Origin of the sequence: Pseudonocardia sp. ICBG1142 (genome assembly GCF_020496255.1) — a bacterium.
Classification (GTDB): domain Bacteria; phylum Actinomycetota; class Actinomycetes; order Mycobacteriales; family Pseudonocardiaceae; genus Pseudonocardia.
The window spans coordinates 291566-306579 of sequence record NZ_JAHLJC010000032.1 but is presented as its reverse complement, the minus strand read 5'-3'; the positions used below and the strand labels follow the sequence as shown (position 1 = coordinate 306579).

The window sequence follows — 15014 nt, the reverse complement described above, 5'->3', positions numbered from 1 at the left end:
CAGCTTGGCGCCGGTCACGAAGGTGACGCACCACGTGGCCCCGATCAGCTTGGTGTCCACTGGTCCGGCGAGCCGGTTCTTGATGGCTCGGGAGGCGACGTCGGTGCCCAGAACGACGGGCCGCATCGGTTACCCGAGCCCCGTTTGTCGGTCGGTGTGGACGAAGGTGAGGAACTCGTCGAGGTCGTCGTCGGAGGCGAACACGTCGCGGGCCATGTCATCGAGGGACTCAACGGGGTGCACGCCTTGCGTCGGGCCAGCTCCTCGATCGAGACGCCGGGGATGGACGGGGCGCCGGCGTGTCTTCGTCTGCGCTGTCGGGCGACATGATCGCCTCCTCTTGCGCTCGGGACCGAGTCCCGCATCCTTCTCGGTCGAGCAGGTGTTGCGACCCGATGCGGACGATACTCGGACGTGGATGGCACACGGACAACGAAATCGCAGTTCAGGGGGATTTTCGTCAGCGGACTGTGAATCCGTCGGCCCGGTAACGGAATACTCGTCCGATGGATGACATCGACGCGTTGGTGCGACGTCGACTGCGCGACGCTGAGATTGCGTGGCTGACGACTGTGCGCTCCGATCGGACCCCTCATGTCACCCCGGTCTGGTTCATCTTCGACGGCGGAGTCTGGTGGATCGGTTGCCGCGCAGGGTCGGCCAAAGCCCGGAACTGCCGGGTGCACTCGGCCGTCGCGGTGGCCCTCGACGGCGGTCGCGCTCCTGTCGTGGCTGAGGGCGACGCATCCGTCGTGGCCGCGGAGTTCCCTCCTGAGGTCGTCGCGATGTTCGGTGAGAAGTACCGATGGGATGTAGAGGCGGATGACGGCTCAGGTCCTCGCGCTCTCATCAAGGTGACGACCACTCGGTGGCTTTTATGGGGGACGGCTCAGTAGGGCTGCACCGAATACGCGTCGAAGCCTCGATCGACTAATGCCCAGGTACCAGCGGGCGCGCGGTTCCCCTTAGAAGGGTCCCGGAAGGAAAGCGTGAACGAGAGGCTTCAGATTCCTACAGCGTTGCTGCGATGACGTCCGCAGCCGGTGTCACCAGGCATTCCGACGCCGCTCGACCGGTCTGCGCGAGATAGGCGTCCACGAGCTTGTTCCCAGCTGCGTAGCCTGCACCCGTCGGAAGCCCGACCGGCTCACCGCCGAATCTCTTTGCGTGCGCATCCCCGAGCACCCAGGCAGTGAAGTTCTGCATCCCGGTGACATCGAGCCCGGTGAGAACTCGACCGATCGCCTCATCGTCGTCAAGCGCGGCCACCCCGATCCGGGTCCGGCCGTGTTCCTCGCCGTAGAGCTCGCGTGCGAAGGCGTCCGCCAGGCCCTCGGAGACCACGTACTCGCCGACGGTGACCGTGGCCGGGTCCCACACGACGTTGCCGGGTGCGTACCGGACATTGTGGTGCAACTCGTGCACGGCGGTGGCCTCCAGGCGGGCCAGGTTCTCCAGTGACGGCCAGACGTTGAGGTAGATGTAGCCGGGTACCGAACCGTTCGCGTTCATCCCCAAGCTGGTGGTCTGGAAGAACTCGTTAGTCGGGTCGCCCACGACCAGGAGCACCGTCGCGTCGGGAACCTGGACCCCGGGGTTGGCCCGCTCCAGAACCTTGGTCGCCTCTCGCAGGGCGTCTACGGATCTCTGACACTTATGGACACCCGAGTGGATGTCTGTCGGTGTGAGTGATCGGTAGTCACACGGGTGTTTCGGCAGGTCAGGGTGACTTGCTTCTTCTGGTCCGTGCCCCGCGGCGACGCTTCAGCGCGGGTGATCGTCGGCGTTGTGGCTGGTGTAGTGCGGCGAACTCTGCGGTGTCGCCGTCGCTTGGGAGTGGGAGTTGTTTTATCCCGGCACCGGATGACTGGCCTGTGTTGTTGCCGGGTTACCCGTTGACGCTGAGATCCTCGGCGCCGCGTAACCCGCTCGGCAGCTAATGCGCGTTTCGCAGTGTTCACCGCGCCGACGTCATCTCGATTGACCGTAAACATGCACGTGGCGCATGCTGCGCTGTGGTATCCCCCTGGTCGACTAACGAGGTTATCACATGTTGGGCAATTTGCCGATGTTCCTCGGGGTGGGACATCCACGACAGTGAGACCATCGCGGGTCGCGATGTGTTCGATCGCGTTTGCGGCGACGCGACGCGCTGATTGAGCTACTGTGTTGTTGACATCTTTACCCAACCCTCGGGCCTCTAGAGTGGCAAGATCTTCCAGTGCAATGATCGATGCACCGGAGGCTCGGGCGATTACCGTGACATACTGCGCGGCCAGATAAGCTAAATCTCGATTGATGCGTGCCCGTTTCTGCCCACAGGAGAGCATTTCTGCCTGCAGCGCAGACATCTTCCCCTCAAGGCGCTGTCGCGTGGGTATCGAGGCTTGAGGAATAAGCTGTTCAAGGCGAGCGATTTTACGGCGGAGGAACTGTCCTTGTCGCTGAAGTCGAGCTAACTTGACGGAGAGTCCATGGTCATCGAAACGGCGCCCGCGAAAATCGCTGCACATGGCGTTGCTCTGAGTGTCACGAACTACAGTCGCCGCAACGACCATATCCTTAGGTGACCAATCAACCCCGACTGCAGACGCTGCGTCCGCAACGGTCGGTGGCCGAGGCACTGTTTCAGCGAAAGCGAAACGGAATAGTGCCCCGCGCCGATCAAGGGTCACCTCGGGGAGATGCCATCCGGTGATTGACCGATGATGTAAATGTTGAGGAATCGGGATATCGAGTTGAACCCAACGCCAATCGGTCCGAGAATCTGGATGTTGACGTACAGGAAGTTTGATCCGCAGTGTCAGCTCGGTGGCCGTACTGGTAACAAGCGTCGCCAGCTGGGCGTCAACGGCTCCGAGACGGACCCGGCGAGCGACAGATGGAACGGGTTGGAGCGTCGTGATCCGCAAGCCTGCCGGATCGACCCCGGGATGCAAGCGCACCCACCGAGCGATCTGCCTATGCACATTCCTCGCGAACGCACCCCCGAGGCCCGCAGTGCCGTCTGACGCACCACCGGACACCTCTGCTGCAATGGCGGCATCCCGAGAAGCCAAGGTTCGCAACGTTGATATCACCTGTGCCGTCACGATCCGCATCACACGAGATGGAACGTACATATCCTGCGGAAACTGAGGTCGCCATCCGCAACGCTGCCCCACTACCGCTGCAGCCGCAGGCAATCGACGGCCGCCCCCATCCACACCGGAATGTATACGGTCAAAAGTTTCCGGAACCCACAACTCGGAGAGCAGATCGCGTGCGGCGCCCTCCACAATGTCGAGCAGCCAACGCACCCGCTCCGTCAAGTCATCTCGCGACACGACAGCACCAGACACTTCACACACTGCTCGTGAAGCTCGAGATGTCGTTGAAGACGTCAATACATTGGATTTCTGCCAACCCGTCACGTCGGAGGTCCCTGCTCCTGCAGGCGTGCCTGCGCGGCATCAAGCAGTCGTTTCTGATTCGTCTTTGACCGCAACTGATAGAACCGACCAGAAAAGGACGCAAGTAACGCCATGAAGTCATCCATCAGCTCTTCAAGCAGCGACTTGTCCGCATGAGCATGAACAGTCTCAACTGCAACTCCGACCTGCGCCAGATACCGCTCAATTATAGGCGACACCAAACCGAGCCAGTCGGTCACGCCACACTACGCGAACTACCGTGAACCGCCCAGCAGCGGCGTCATCAAGTAGCCGAGTCAACCCCTTCCGATTTTCTCGCAAACCGGACGCGCGATCACGATACACTCGGAATACTGTCCCCCTGGACGTCTCCCGCAACACCGATTCCTGGTTCGCCAACGACGACTCCTGACCCGTCGAACCAGAAACACGGCAATACAACGCCTCAACCCGCTCCGCCGCTTCCGGCTGAATCGGTTCGCGCCCAAGGAAGACATCAAGATCAGCACGATCAAACAAACGCTGACCAGAGGCTGAAACTCGACACGGCAGCCGACCCTCTCGGGCAGCCTTCCGAACACCCACCACCGACATGCCCATGTACTCGGCAGCTCGCGCTATACGCATCTAAAGCAGTATGAGCTAGTACCGGATACTTTGTCAACAGTCGATGAGCCTCGCCGATCCGCTCCCAGGCCCGTGCTTCCTCCAGCCGTCGAAGCCCTTCCAGGGAAAGGTCGATATCGCGGTCAAGGGGGAAGCCGGAGCCCATCGTGTGCATGTGAACCAGATCGGGCTTCCCGGGGAAATAGCTGTACATCCCGGCCGCCGGTTCCAGCGCCCTACGCAGCAGCTCGGCTCTGTCCGGCTCGGCCGCCTGCAGGATCTCCCGCATCGCCGGCCCGGTGTTCAGCACAGTGAAAGTCATGGGCCCGACCCTGCTGTCTCCAGTGGGTGGAGGTGCAAATGAGATCACCAGCAGACCGGACGTATGGGGGAGGAACCTCTTTTCGGCACAGCTCACGGGCGATACGCGGCCGCGGGTGGGGTACTGGCTGCCTCGCAGGTCAGAGCCGGTCTGGCAGCTCTCTGTAGAACCGCCACCCGCTTGCGCGCGTGGCACGTACGCGACTCGGTCGCCTACCGTTGACCTGTGGAAGAGGTGGCTGCCCGTCTCGGTGTTCGTGAGGTCGACCTGACGGACTGGCGGTGGCTGCTGGGAGCGCTGCACGCCCGCTTCGACACTCGTTCGTTCGGCGACGGGGCAGCGTTCATCGATGCGGTTGCGCAGGCCGCCGGTGCGGACGATGACCATCTCAATGTGGACCTGCGTGTCGGACACGTCCGAATCGCGCTGCGCACGACCGACGTGGGTGGGGTCACCCAGCAGGACGTCCTCCTGGCCGAGTCGATCAGTTTCCTCGCTCGTGACCGGTGTCTGGTAGCGCGCCCACAGCGTGTGCAGGTGGTGGAGTTGGCTTTGGACACTCCCGTCGCCGACTCGGTGCGACCGTTCTGGGCCGCGGTTCTTTCCAGGCGCGACGGGGGAGGTGACGTTGTCGATCCCGCCCAGGAGTTCCCGTCGTTGTGGTTCCAGGCAACGGACTCGACTGCCCGCGATCGGCAGCGCTTCCATCTCGACGTCACCGTCCCTCCGGAGGTCGCCGAGGAGCGGATCGCTGCGGCGATGGCGGCGGGTGGACGCATTGTCGACGACGGTCGTTCTCCGGCCTTCGTCGTGCTCGCAGATCCCGACGACAACGCTGTCTGCATCTGTACCGAAATGGGCCGAGAGTGAGCCTTCCCGATGGAGCTCCCGTCGCCGACGTTCATTGCCCATCGAGCTCGGCGAGCTGAGCGGCAGCGCCCTCGACAGCCCATGGACGCTCGTTCTCGTCGACCAGGCGCAGCGTCGGGGTCGGGTCATCGAAGATCTCCAGGATCGAGCTGAGTACCTCGTCGACGATCAACTCGGGGTGCCGTGGTCTCGGTCGAGAACGTGCCGAGGGGACCCTCGATGACCGCGATCCAGCGAGTCGGTTCGATCGGGAAGACCTCGATGTCGTACGCGGTTACGAGATAAGAGCTTGCCTGGCCACGGTCGCGATGAACAAGCACGGCTCCGCCCGGACTCGACACCGCTTGGAAACCCGAGGTGCACCGCTTCCAGTGACGACGCCCGTCTCGGGCACCGGCGCCGTCGTCGAGCGCTCCGGCAGCCAAGGGCCGGTCGTGAGGGGGCATGTTCTCCTGCTGTCCGGCAGGCTGGCGCCGTGATCGACCTCAGCCCGTGGCCCGGTCTCAGCGTGACTGCACCACTCGGTGGTGGCCATCGGAACGATGTCTACGAGGTGCGCGGTCGGGACCGCCTGGTCGCGCGGCGCACCAGGCGAACAGCGCCGGCCCTGGACTGGGAACTCGATCTACGGGAGTTCCTGGAACACCACGGGTTCGTCGTGCCGCACACCGTCCCCACAGCGGACGGCCGACGCTCGGCGGGCGGCGTGATAGTGCAAACCTGGCTGCACGGGCGGGAGCCCCTGGACGGTGACTGGGCCCTTGTCGCTTCCGAGCTGGAGCGGCTGCACCGACTGACTGCGGGGTGGGCGAACCAGCGCCCCGGCTTCCGGTCGACCCGGGAACTCCAGCTAGAGTCACGCGGAGGAGACGTCGACCTTGAGGCCATGCCCGATCACGCCGTCCACCTCTGCCGGCAGGCCTGGGTAGCACTCTCGGCCGGCCCGGACTGCGTCATCCACGGGGACCCCGGCCCCGGCAACGTCCGGATGACTGGCGGCCGTGTCGGCTTCCTCGACTGGGACGAATCGCGGGTCGATCACCCCGACCTCGACCTGGCCGAGATCCCCGGAGGGCCACTGCGAGGTCACCGTGCCGCCATCGCGAGCAACGCGATCGACGCGTGGGAGGCTGCCTGCGGATGGGCCAGTGAACCCGCCTACGCCCGCCGACGCCTCGATCGACTTCGTCAGAAGCTCAGCTAGACCTCCTGGATCCGTCGCGATCCGACGAATCCGGGACAGAAGCGACGCGACGAGGGCCGGAATCGATCGTCAGCGACCCCGATCACGCTGACGGACATTCCCAGCCCGAACCGGGCTCGACGTTCTGTTGCCATCACCTCGCTGCGATCCGCGGGTTTGGCGGGGGTTGCCAACTTCTCGAGGCTGGACGGCGACCACTACCGCGAAGCCTGCCGCGCCGCCGACTCGATCCGGCTGACGTACTGCTCCCACCACACACGGTCCCCGGGAGGCAGCGACGACGAACCTTCCTGATGCCCGGTCGCGCCGTCGAAGCCCTCACGGATGACGTCCGCCTGGCCCGCATGACGGTTGGTCTCCGCGATCATCCGGATGAGGATGTGGTGGAGCGTCACGGTTGCCAGGTCCTCGGGCCAGTGAAGGACACGCCCCGTGTCGTCCAGCGACAGCTCGGTGACGACGTCGTTCGAGTGCGCACAGACGCGGCGGTAGCGCTCGACCAGGTCTGCCCGGTCCTCGTCCGCCCGGGCCCACATGTCCTCGTTCTCCCACGGGGCGAAGGTGTCGAGGTAGGCGAGGTCCCTGGTCGGGCGGTCGAAGGTCTGGGCGAAGTAGGTCAGCTCGCAGCTGGTCAGGTGCTTCACCAGACCGAGAAGATTGGTGCCGGTGTCGGTCGCCGGCCGGCGAGCGGTGTACTCGTCGAGCCCGTCGACCTTCCACACGACGGCATTGCGCGCCTCGTCGAGGTAGCGGACCAGATCGTCCTTCGGGCTGCTCATGCTCGGGATGCTGACAGGGGCCACCGACAGCTTGGCCCGCTGTGCCTCGACCCGGCCGGTTCCGGCCACAGGGTCTCTACCCTCGGACCGTGACCGACGGATTCCGCATCATCTGCGAGATCGAGCCGCCGACCAGGCCCGACCTGACGCACGCCCGCCACCAGATCGGCGTCCTGACTCCGGTGTCGGATGCGTTCCTGATCCCCGACAACCACATCGGACGGGCCACGGTGTCCAGCATCGCGGTGGCCAACGAGGTCCGGGCGATGGGCGGGGCCAGCATCGCCTGCGTGAACTCCCGTGACCGCAACCTGTTGGGCTTCCGCCGGGATCTCCTGACCGCCGCCGCCTACGGCGTGGACCAGTTCCTGTTCGTCCAGGGGGACAAGCCGTCGGTCGGAGATCGCACCGGCGAGCTGACCGTGCGGACCATGATCGAGGAAGCGCGTGCGGCGACCGGTCAGGATGCGTTCGCGGGGGTCGCGCCCTTCCGCCTCGGCGTGACGGCCGGCCACCGTCGTCGGATGGCGGCCTGGAAGCAGACGGCCGACTTCGTGTTCGTCCAGGTCGGCTACTCGGTGGAGGCGTTCCTGCGGTGGCGCGAGGCCAACCCGACGGACCTGCCCGTCTACGCCGGTGTGATGGTCCTCGCGAGCGCCGGAATGGCGACCAGGCTGCGGGCGTCGATCCCGGACATCGACATTCCCGACGAGCTCGTCCACCGGGTCTCGGACGAGCCGGCCGCGGGGGTCGACGCGGCGTGTGAGCAGATCCGGGCCCTGCGCGACACGGGAGCCTTCGCCGGGGTGCATCTCGTCCCGGTCAGCCGGTTCCGTGAGGTGGCCGCCCGCCTGGAGCGCGAGCGACGGTGACCGGCCGAGCGTGACGAAGCCCCGTGAGTCGGGCTGTTCCTCGCGCACGGTCTGGCCGTCCAGGAACGGCTGCTGGCCGAGCGTGCTGCCGACCGGGCCGGACCAGTTCCCCGGCTGGACCGCGGACACCCGAAGCGGCGGGTCGTGTAGATCCGCACACCACACGGGGTGCTGCTCGGGGATCGTCAGGCTGAGTCCGTCGTTGGTCAGGTGGTAGATCGCCGCGGCGGCCGCCCGGCCTGCGGCGTCGCCACGCGGTGGCTGCGCCACGCCGGCCCCGGTCACCACGACGAGCGTGTCCCGAGCGCCCCGGCCGCGATCCACGCCGGGGGACCGGTCGGTGCCTGCTGTCGCGATACTCCGGGGATGGACGAGCTGGATGCGACGGCCCGACGTCCCCGACGCGCGGTTTCCCGGCCGGCGTCGTCGCGTTGTTCGACCGGAGGTACGAGTGGGACGTCGAGGTCGACGACGGCACAGGACCTCGTGCCCTCTTCGAGGTGACCATCACCCGGTGGCTGTACCGGGGACCGCCCGGTAGCAGTACGTCGCAGCGTCGCTCGGATGTGAGCTCCGGAGCGGCCCGGCTTGTACGTGACCGCGTCGGCGATGTCCTGCTCCGGTCGGCGACGCCGGCCCAGGACGGACAGGTCGGTGTCACCCCGGCGGTCCGGTAGGCCGGTCGGGCTCGGGCGCCGGGACACAGAAGCGTCGGCAGGGCCCGGCTGCCCGCTCAGCGGGACGAGACGACGAGCCGGTAGCCCACGTCGAGGTGCTCCAGCCCGTCGAGGTCGGTGTGGCGTTCCTGCCACCGTCCCGTGTCGAGGTCGTCGGCGAGTCGGGCCATCGCGGGCCCGACGACGTCGAGGGGGAGGCCGGCAAGTCCCGAGGCCGCTGCGCGGACTGCAGGGTCGAGGTACGCGCGCGGACGCTTCCAGTGCGCGGCGAGCAGACCGTCGACGCAGTCGGCGGGCACCGGGACGGGAACGATCTCGATCGTGGTGCCGTGCCGCCGGAGAAGCCGGGTGACCGTGTCCAGGCAGGCCAGGTGCCGTTCCCGGTGACCGATCTCGGGGAGGTACTCCGCCACCAGCCAGAAGGTGCGTGCGAACAGCACCGGGTCCCAGGTCAGGACGACCTGCCGCCGCGCGATGCGGACGAGCTCGGCGACGCCTGCCGCCGGGTCCCGCCAGTGGTGGGTGGTGAGTACCGCCAGCGCCGCGTCGGCCGCGTCGTCCCGGAGGGGCAGGGCCTCGGCCGCCGCGAGCACCGCGGGCGCGGCGCCGGCGGGTCGCTGGGCGAGCATCGTGGCGGACGGGTCGATCGCCAGCACGGTGCCGGGTTGCTCGTAGGAACCGGCGCCCGCACCGACGTCGACGACACGACCGCACCCACGCAACGCCTCCCGGATACGGCGGTCGATGTGCGGGTCGGTGCGACGCTGCAGGGAGTAGCCGGTCCCGAGATTGGCGTAGGGGTCCGTGCTCATCGCCGACCGCCTCCCGTGTGATCGGGTCCAGCATCGCGCTGACGGCGTCGACGGGGAAGGGGCGCGTCATCCGGTCGCCGCCGTGCATGGTCGTGCCCAGGACGTTCGCGATGTCGCCAGTGTGGATCCGGCACTCGGCGGTCCGCGTCGTCGCGAGGGTTCGGGAGGGCGACGCCGGCAGGCAACCGGACCCGCGTCGACCGATGAGTTCCGCCGCCCCCGCCGGTCGACCATCTGAGCCACGTCCACCGAGGAGCCCCCATGTCCCGCACCCGGGTGCACAACCTGTTCGTCTCCCTCGACGGCTACGCCGCCGGCCACCACGTGAGCCTCGACGCCCCGATCGGCGACGCCGGGGCGCTCTTCGCCGGCTTCGACGGGCGGTTCATCCACGGGATCGGCGGTGTGGACGCCCCCGTCACCCTGGACCGCGCCCTGACCAGCACGTGGGCCCAGGGGATCGGCGCCGAGATCATGGGGCGGCGCAAGTTCGGCCCGCAGACCGGCCCCTGGACCGACGACGGCTGGCAGGGCTGGTGGGACGACGAGCCCCCGTTCCACGCCCCGGTGTTCGTGATGACCCACCATCCGCGGCCGTCGATCGAGTTCGTGAACGGCACGAGCTTCCACTTCGTCGACGGGTCGGCGCAGGAGGTGCTGACGGTCGCGCGTGCGGCCGCGGGCGAGCTGGACGTCCGGCTCGGCGGGGGACCCTCGACGATCCGGCAGTTCCTCGACGCCGACCTGGTCGACGTCATGCACGTGGTGATCCTGCCGATCGTCCTCGGCCGTGGGGTGTCCCCGTGGGAGGGGCTGATCGGTGTCGAGGACCGGTTCACCGTCGAGTCGGTCGCCTCGCCGAGCGGGCGCATCCACCAGTTCTGGAACCGGAAGGGCTGACACCCATGGGCCTGGTCACCTACTCCATGAGCATGTCCCTCGACGGCTTCGTCGAGGACCCCATGGGCAGCATCGCCTTCGGCGACCCCGACGAGGAGGTGCACCGCCTGTCCAACGACCAGACCCGCGCGACGTCGGTGTTCCTGTTCGGCCGTGGGCTCTACGAGATCATGGAGGACTTCTGGACCGCCCCCGAGCGGGCCGACGGGCATCCGGTGGAGGCGGAGTTCGCCCAGCTCTACACCGCCATCCCGCGGGTCGTGTTCTCCGACTCGCTGACCTCGGTCGCGCCCGGGTGCCGCCTCGTCCGCCGAGCCGGCGCGCTGGACGAGGTGTCCCGGCTGAAGGCGGAGAGCGACGGCGAGCTGGCCGTCGGCGGGCCGGGGCTGGCGGCGTCGTTGCTGGACCTGATCGACGAGTTCCGCCCGCGGGTGGTGCCGGTCGTCCTCGGCGGCGGGAAGCCGTTCCTCCCGCCCGGTGCGGACCTGCGGCTGCGGTTGGTCGAGCAACGCGTGTTCGACGGCGGGACCGTGCACCTGCGCTACGAGCGCGTCCGCTGACCCCGGTCGGCGCGCGACCCCGGGCGTGGTCGCCGGGCGGCCGGACGCCGTCGCGCGGATCCGGCTCGTGGCGATCGCCGACCGGATGCCCTGATCCGGACGCCGGAGATCCGCACTCGGACCTGTCGTCGACAGATACGCGACGCCACGTCGGTTGTCTGTAGTGTTTCCGCGGCGGATGGACGACGGAGGGCGCGACGATGCGGATCCCGGTGCACGGCACGACCCTGGCCTGCGACGAGTACGGCAGCGGCGCGCCACTCGTGCTCGTGCACGGGACAGGGGCGCAGGCGTCGTCCTGGGGCGGGACGGTGCACGACCTCGCCGCGGGCGGCCACCGGGTCCTCGCCTACGACCGTCGCGGTTACGGCCGCTCGACCCACCCGCCGGTGCGCGACTACCGCGTCCACGTCGCCGACCTGGCCGCGGTGATCGAGCACGTCGGCGCGCCCGTGCACGTGCTCGGCTGGAGCTCCGGTGGCAACACCGCGCTCGCCTGTGCCGTGGAGCGGCCCGAGCTGTTCCGGTCGCTGGTGGTCGCCGAGGCGCCATGGCACGGGCTGCGCGGGGCGACGCCGTCGCTGCTCGCGGCGCTCGCCCGCGCGAAGGTCGACCAGGCCCGCGGACGTCGACCGGAGGCGGCGGCGGCCTTCTTCCGCTGGGCGGCGGGCTGGGCCGACGGCGGCAACGGCTTCGACCCGCTCCCGCCCGAGGCGAAGGGGGAGCTGTACGCGAACGCGCCGAGCGTCCTCGCCGAGCTGGGCGTCCACCCCTACGGGCTGATGATGGAGCACGTCCCGACCGCACGGCTCGCCCGGATCCCGGTCCCGGTGACCTGGTTGCTCGGCGGGCGGAGCATCGGGTGGTACGCCGCCCTGCACCGGCGCGTCGCCGCGGTCGTCCCCGGACTGCAGACCGAGATCGTCGACGGCGCCGGGCACCTTCTGCACATCGAGCAGCCGGAGGCGTTCGCGAAGGCGGTGCTCGCGGGGGTGGCCCGCGGGGCGTGATCGTCAGGCGTCGCCGTGGGGCCCCGGACTCATCGGTCGCGCAGCGCGTCGTCCAGTGCGGTCGTCAGCGCGGCGACCCGGCTGCGACCGGGAGCCGCGCGCGGGTAGCGGCGCAGGACGTCGACCAGCTCCGGGGTGGCGCGCCGCCGGGCCCGGTCGAGCTGCGCATCCCCGCTGCGGGGAGCGTCGCCGTCGGCCAGCTCGACGGCGTGGGCGGCGTGCGCGGCCGCCCGCAGGATGTGGCCGACCTGGGTGGCCTTCGCCAGTGGGTGCAGGTAGGCGGACGCGGCGGCGTCGGCGGCGGCCAGCGCGGCGTGCCTGCCGGCCGGGGTGCGGGCGTCCTTCGCCGCCCGCGCCGCGTCGACGGCGGTCACCCGCTGCAGCCGGGACCGCTCGGCGCCGTCGACGAAGGCCCGTGCCGCGTCGAGCGCCGCGCGGGGGCGGGTGTCGTCCGGGGCGTCGAACAGGGGCAGGACCTCGGCGGCGCACTCCGCGGCGAACCGGGTCACGACCCGCAGGTCGGCCATGGTGAGGGCGACGTCCCCCGGTCCGATCCGTGCCACCCCGGCACCTTCCCGCAGCGGGCGCGTCTGCGCCAGGACTGCCTGCGCACCCGGCGGCGGCCCGTCGCCGGCGCGTGCCCGTTCAGACCGGCCGGTACCGGTAACGCCCCAGGTACACGCAGTACCCGACGATCCCGACGACCAGCAGGACGAGCACCACCCAGACCGGCCCGACCGGCAGCCGCGGCGGGTCGCTGCGGGTGGCGTACACCGCCGCCACCGGGACGGCGGCGAGCAGCAGCAGCGTCCCGCCGAAGGTCCGTCCCATGTCCTCGGCGAGCATGTGGCGCAGCCTCCCGACCCGCTGTGGCGCCGTCCAGTAGTCGCGGTGCGGCACCGACACCCGCGCCAGCGACCCCGTCGTGACCAGGCGGTAGAGCCCCGCCCCGATCCCGGCGACGAGCAGCCCGAACAGCGTGCCGAGCGCCAGGAACCCGGCGCGGGTGCCGAACGCGGTCGGCACGCCCGCGGGGTCGAAGTGCAGCGGCACCCCGTCCTCCGGCAGCTCCCCGGCCGCCCACACCAGGGCGAACGCGTAGAACACCGAGCCGACGAGGAGCGGGAACCAGGGTCGCACCGCTCGGATCATTCCGGGTCGTCGGCCGGTGCGCGCGCCGTGGCGGGGGCGAGCCGGTCGAGCATCGCGGTCAGGGTGCGCCGGGCGCGGTCGACGGGAGCGCCGTGCAGCGCGACCTCGGTGCTGAGCCCCGAGGTCAGGGCGAGCAGCGCGTGCGCGTCGGTGTCCGGATCGGCCGATCCGGCGTCGGCGACGACCCGGACGGCGAGAGCGCGGATCTCGTCGTCGCCGTCGGTGAGGATCGCCCGCGCCCGCTCGTCGACCTCGCGGGTGGCGAAGGCGGCGTGGATGCGCAGCGCGTCGCGGGTCCGCGGGTGCTCGCCGAGCAGCTCGTCGAGGATCGTCGCGAGGACGGTCCGTTCCCCGCCGCCCACGGCCCGGGCCCTGGCCTCGATCCGTTCCTCCATCTGCCGGTGCGACCGGTCCAGGGCGTGCAGCAGCAGCGCGTCCTTGCTGGCGAAGTAGTGCTGCACGCGGCCCATCGAGATGCCCGCCTCGGCTGCGACCGAGCGCAGCGAGACCGCCTCGGTGCCCGACCGCGCGACGAGCGCGAGCACGGCGTCGGCGATCTCGGAGCGTCGGGCGTCGTGGTCGACGGAACGGGGCACGACGCCATCGTAGCAATGCGGTCGCATTGACAAGACCTGGTGGGGCTGTTGCAATGCGAGTGCATTGCTACAGGGGAGGGCATGTGAGGACAGCACAGAACATCGCCGGGATCCTCGGGGTGCTCCTCGGAGCGATCCCGTTGCTGCAGTACCTGATCACCGGCGGGATCGGCCTGTGGACGGTCCTGCTCGGCGACGCACCGGCGCTGCCGTGGGCCTACCCGGCGGTCGTGCTCGTGGTCACCGGGGTCGTGGTCGTCGCGCTGGACCGGCGGGAGAGAGCGGGCTGAGCGCGTCAGTCCTGCAGCGGCGAGCCGTAGCGCAGCAGGTTGTTGTCCGGGTCGTGGTGCGCGCCCTCGCGCAGCCCGTAGGGGGTGTCGACCGGGGCCACCTCGCGGCCGCCGGCCACGGCCGACCAGCGGGCGTGCAGTGCGTCGGCGTCGTCGACGTGCAGGTAGGCGCAGCCCGCGGTGCGGGCCGGGTCGTGGTCGGGCAGCACCGAGACGTGCAGCTCCACACCGCCGAGGGCGGCGAAGCCGTAGCCGTCGTCGTAGCGCTCGACGGTGAACCCGAGCGCCCGGTAGTGGTCCAGCCACCGGTCGAGATCGGTGGTGGCGAAGACCGGGGCGACCGAGCGCAGCGTGGACACCGAGGCAGTCTGCCCGCATGCTCGGCGCCGTGACCAGTCGCCACGACGAGCTGAACCGGGCACTCGTGCACGGGATGCGTCCGGTCGTCGTCGAGCTCGCCGAGCCCGACCCGGCCTGGCCCGCGGCCTTCGACGCGGCGGCGGCCCGCCTGCGCGCGACGCTGGGGGAGCGTGCGCACCGCATCGAGCACATCGGCTCCACCTCGGTGCCCGGGCTCGCGGCGAAGCCCGTGATCGACATCGTCGTGGCGCTCGACGACCCCGACGACGAGCCGGCCTACCTGCCCGACCTGCTCGCCGACGGCTACGACCTGCGGGTGCGCGAGCCCGGGCACCGCTGCCTGCGCGGCGCCGTCGGGGACCTGCCCGTGAACCTGCACTGCTACCCGCGGGGCAGCCCGGAGATCACCCGCTACCTGGTGTTCCGCGACCGGCTCCGCGCCCACGACGACGAGCGGGCGCGCTACGAGGCGCACAAGCGCGGGCTCGCCGGTCGAGAGTGGGCCGACATGAACCTCTACGCCGACGCCAAGGGCCCGGTCGTCGAGGAGATCATCGGCCGGGCCGGTGGCCCGCCCCGGCCCTGACCCGG

General features: G+C 69.3%; 21 protein-coding genes. 9 read left to right on the top strand and 12 right to left on the bottom strand.

Translation table 11 applies throughout. From position 1 onward, the window contains the following. The first annotated feature begins 506 nt into the window (after positions 1-506). Complete coding sequence (locus KPL59_RS37905) at positions 507-896, top strand: pyridoxamine 5'-phosphate oxidase family protein (RefSeq protein ID WP_226352442.1); 390 nt, start codon at positions 507-509, stop codon at positions 894-896. Positions 897-1011: 115 nt separating this feature from the next. Here KPL59_RS37905 and KPL59_RS31835 read toward each other — a convergent pair whose 3' ends face one another. The 5 genes from KPL59_RS31835 to KPL59_RS31815 form a co-directional block, all read right to left on the bottom strand. Further along, positions 1012-1569, bottom strand: coding sequence for a DUF2268 domain-containing protein (locus tag KPL59_RS31835; protein ID WP_374111687.1), 558 nt, complete (start codon positions 1567-1569; stop codon positions 1012-1014). A gap of 68 nt (positions 1570-1637) precedes the next feature. Continuing rightward, positions 1638-2330, bottom strand: a complete 693-nt coding sequence (locus KPL59_RS37900; protein WP_226359788.1) for a zinc ribbon domain-containing protein — start codon at positions 2328-2330, stop codon at positions 1638-1640. 1079 nt (positions 2331-3409) lie between these two features. Beyond that, complete coding sequence (locus tag KPL59_RS31825) at positions 3410-3652, bottom strand: hypothetical protein (RefSeq protein ID WP_226359636.1); 243 nt, start codon at positions 3650-3652, stop codon at positions 3410-3412. Beyond that, positions 3615-4007: a recombinase family protein gene (locus tag KPL59_RS37895; RefSeq protein ID WP_374111691.1), complete on the bottom strand. Its 393-nt coding sequence runs from the start codon at positions 4005-4007 to the stop codon at positions 3615-3617. The genes KPL59_RS31825 and KPL59_RS37895 overlap by 38 nt, the downstream gene beginning before the upstream one ends. Further along, complete coding sequence (locus KPL59_RS31815; protein WP_226363097.1) at positions 3925-4341, bottom strand: hypothetical protein; 417 nt, start codon at positions 4339-4341, stop codon at positions 3925-3927. The genes KPL59_RS37895 and KPL59_RS31815 overlap by 83 nt, the downstream gene beginning before the upstream one ends. Positions 4342-4566: 225 nt before the next feature. Between KPL59_RS31815 and KPL59_RS31810 the strand changes: the two genes are divergently transcribed. Next, a complete protein-coding gene (locus KPL59_RS31810) occupies positions 4567-5211 on the top strand; it encodes a VOC family protein (RefSeq protein ID WP_226363025.1) in 645 nt (214 codons plus the stop codon). Positions 5212-5242: 31 nt separating this feature from the next. On the opposite strand, the gene KPL59_RS31805 is transcribed toward KPL59_RS31810, so the two are convergent. Further along, complete coding sequence (locus KPL59_RS31805) at positions 5243-5383, bottom strand: hypothetical protein (RefSeq protein WP_226352445.1); 141 nt, start codon at positions 5381-5383, stop codon at positions 5243-5245. Positions 5384-5686: 303 nt separating this feature from the next. Between KPL59_RS31805 and KPL59_RS31800 the strand changes: the two genes are divergently transcribed. Further along, positions 5687-6415, top strand: a complete 729-nt coding sequence (locus KPL59_RS31800) for a phosphotransferase (RefSeq protein ID WP_226363024.1) — start codon at positions 5687-5689, stop codon at positions 6413-6415. 197 nt (positions 6416-6612) lie between these two features. Here the strand turns inward: KPL59_RS31800 and KPL59_RS31795 are convergent, their stop codons facing one another. Further along, positions 6613-7194 carry a DinB family protein gene (locus KPL59_RS31795; RefSeq protein WP_226352460.1) on the bottom strand — a complete coding sequence of 194 codons (582 nt, stop codon included), beginning with the start codon at positions 7192-7194 and terminating at the stop codon, positions 6613-6615. An 89-nt stretch (positions 7195-7283) separates the two neighbouring features. Between KPL59_RS31795 and KPL59_RS31790 the strand changes: the two genes are divergently transcribed. Continuing rightward, on the top strand, positions 7284-8066 hold the full coding sequence (locus KPL59_RS31790; RefSeq protein ID WP_226363023.1) for a methylenetetrahydrofolate reductase: 783 nt from the start codon (positions 7284-7286) through the stop codon (positions 8064-8066). Positions 8067-8799: 733 nt separating this feature from the next. Here the strand turns inward: KPL59_RS31790 and KPL59_RS31785 are convergent. Next, positions 8800-9555: a methyltransferase domain-containing protein gene (locus KPL59_RS31785; RefSeq protein ID WP_226363022.1), complete on the bottom strand. Its 756-nt coding sequence runs from the start codon at positions 9553-9555 to the stop codon at positions 8800-8802. A 261-nt stretch (positions 9556-9816) separates the two neighbouring features. On the opposite strand from KPL59_RS31785, the gene KPL59_RS31780 reads away from it, so the two are divergent. The 3 genes from KPL59_RS31780 to KPL59_RS31770 all read left to right on the top strand — a co-directional run bounded on the left by KPL59_RS31780 (position 9817) and on the right by KPL59_RS31770 (position 12025). Continuing rightward, positions 9817-10455 carry a dihydrofolate reductase family protein gene (locus KPL59_RS31780; protein WP_226363021.1) on the top strand — a complete coding sequence of 213 codons (639 nt, stop codon included), beginning with the start codon at positions 9817-9819 and terminating at the stop codon, positions 10453-10455. A 5-nt stretch (positions 10456-10460) separates the two neighbouring features. Continuing rightward, positions 10461-11015 (top strand): dihydrofolate reductase family protein, encoded by a 555-nt coding sequence (locus KPL59_RS31775; protein ID WP_226352450.1) that lies wholly within the window; start codon positions 10461-10463, stop codon positions 11013-11015. 200 nt (positions 11016-11215) lie between these two features. After that, a complete protein-coding gene (locus tag KPL59_RS31770) occupies positions 11216-12025 on the top strand; it encodes an alpha/beta fold hydrolase (RefSeq protein ID WP_226352451.1) in 810 nt (269 codons plus the stop codon). A gap of 29 nt (positions 12026-12054) precedes the next feature. On the opposite strand, the gene KPL59_RS31765 is transcribed toward KPL59_RS31770, so the two are convergent. From KPL59_RS31765 to KPL59_RS31755, 3 genes are all read right to left on the bottom strand, one after another. Then, a complete protein-coding gene (locus KPL59_RS31765) occupies positions 12055-12588 on the bottom strand; it encodes a putative immunity protein (RefSeq protein ID WP_308187989.1) in 534 nt (177 codons plus the stop codon). Positions 12589-12670: 82 nt separating this feature from the next. Next, positions 12671-13165, bottom strand: coding sequence for a hypothetical protein (locus KPL59_RS31760; RefSeq protein ID WP_226352452.1), 495 nt, complete (start codon positions 13163-13165; stop codon positions 12671-12673). Positions 13166-13173: 8 nt separating this feature from the next. Continuing rightward, positions 13174-13773, bottom strand: coding sequence for a TetR/AcrR family transcriptional regulator (locus KPL59_RS31755; protein WP_226352453.1), 600 nt, complete (start codon positions 13771-13773; stop codon positions 13174-13176). 83 nt (positions 13774-13856) lie between these two features. On the opposite strand from KPL59_RS31755, the gene KPL59_RS31750 reads away from it, so the two are divergent. After that, a complete protein-coding gene (locus KPL59_RS31750) occupies positions 13857-14063 on the top strand; it encodes a hypothetical protein (protein WP_226352454.1) in 207 nt (68 codons plus the stop codon). Between the two features lie 5 nt (positions 14064-14068). Here the strand turns inward: KPL59_RS31750 and KPL59_RS31745 are convergent, their stop codons facing one another. Beyond that, positions 14069-14422 carry a VOC family protein gene (locus tag KPL59_RS31745; protein ID WP_075308286.1) on the bottom strand — a complete coding sequence of 118 codons (354 nt, stop codon included), beginning with the start codon at positions 14420-14422 and terminating at the stop codon, positions 14069-14071. 29 nt (positions 14423-14451) lie between these two features. Between KPL59_RS31745 and KPL59_RS31740 the strand changes: the two genes are divergently transcribed. Next, entirely contained in the window at positions 14452-15009 is a 558-nt protein-coding gene (locus KPL59_RS31740) for a GrpB family protein (RefSeq protein WP_226352455.1), read from the top strand. The last annotated feature ends 5 nt before the right edge of the window (positions 15010-15014 follow it).

Coding starts and splice junctions, on each gene's coding strand:
- KPL59_RS37905 (WP_226352442.1), top strand. CDS start 507: ATGGATGACATCGACGCGTTGGTGCGACGTCGACTGCGCGACGCTGAG.
- KPL59_RS37900 (WP_226359788.1), bottom strand. CDS start 2,330: ATGCTCTCCTGTGGGCAGAAACGGGCACGCATCAATCGAGATTTAGCT.
- KPL59_RS37895 (WP_374111691.1), bottom strand. CDS start 4,007: ATGTCGGTGGTGGGTGTTCGGAAGGCTGCCCGAGAGGGTCGGCTGCCG.
- KPL59_RS31815 (WP_226363097.1), bottom strand. CDS start 4,341: ATGACTTTCACTGTGCTGAACACCGGGCCGGCGATGCGGGAGATCCTG.
- KPL59_RS31795 (WP_226352460.1), bottom strand. CDS start 7,194: ATGAGCAGCCCGAAGGACGATCTGGTCCGCTACCTCGACGAGGCGCGC.
- KPL59_RS31785 (WP_226363022.1), bottom strand. CDS start 9,555: ATGAGCACGGACCCCTACGCCAATCTCGGGACCGGCTACTCCCTGCAG.
- KPL59_RS31780 (WP_226363021.1), top strand. CDS start 9,817: ATGTCCCGCACCCGGGTGCACAACCTGTTCGTCTCCCTCGACGGCTAC.
- KPL59_RS31775 (WP_226352450.1), top strand. CDS start 10,461: ATGGGCCTGGTCACCTACTCCATGAGCATGTCCCTCGACGGCTTCGTC.
- KPL59_RS31770 (WP_226352451.1), top strand. CDS start 11,216: ATGCGGATCCCGGTGCACGGCACGACCCTGGCCTGCGACGAGTACGGC.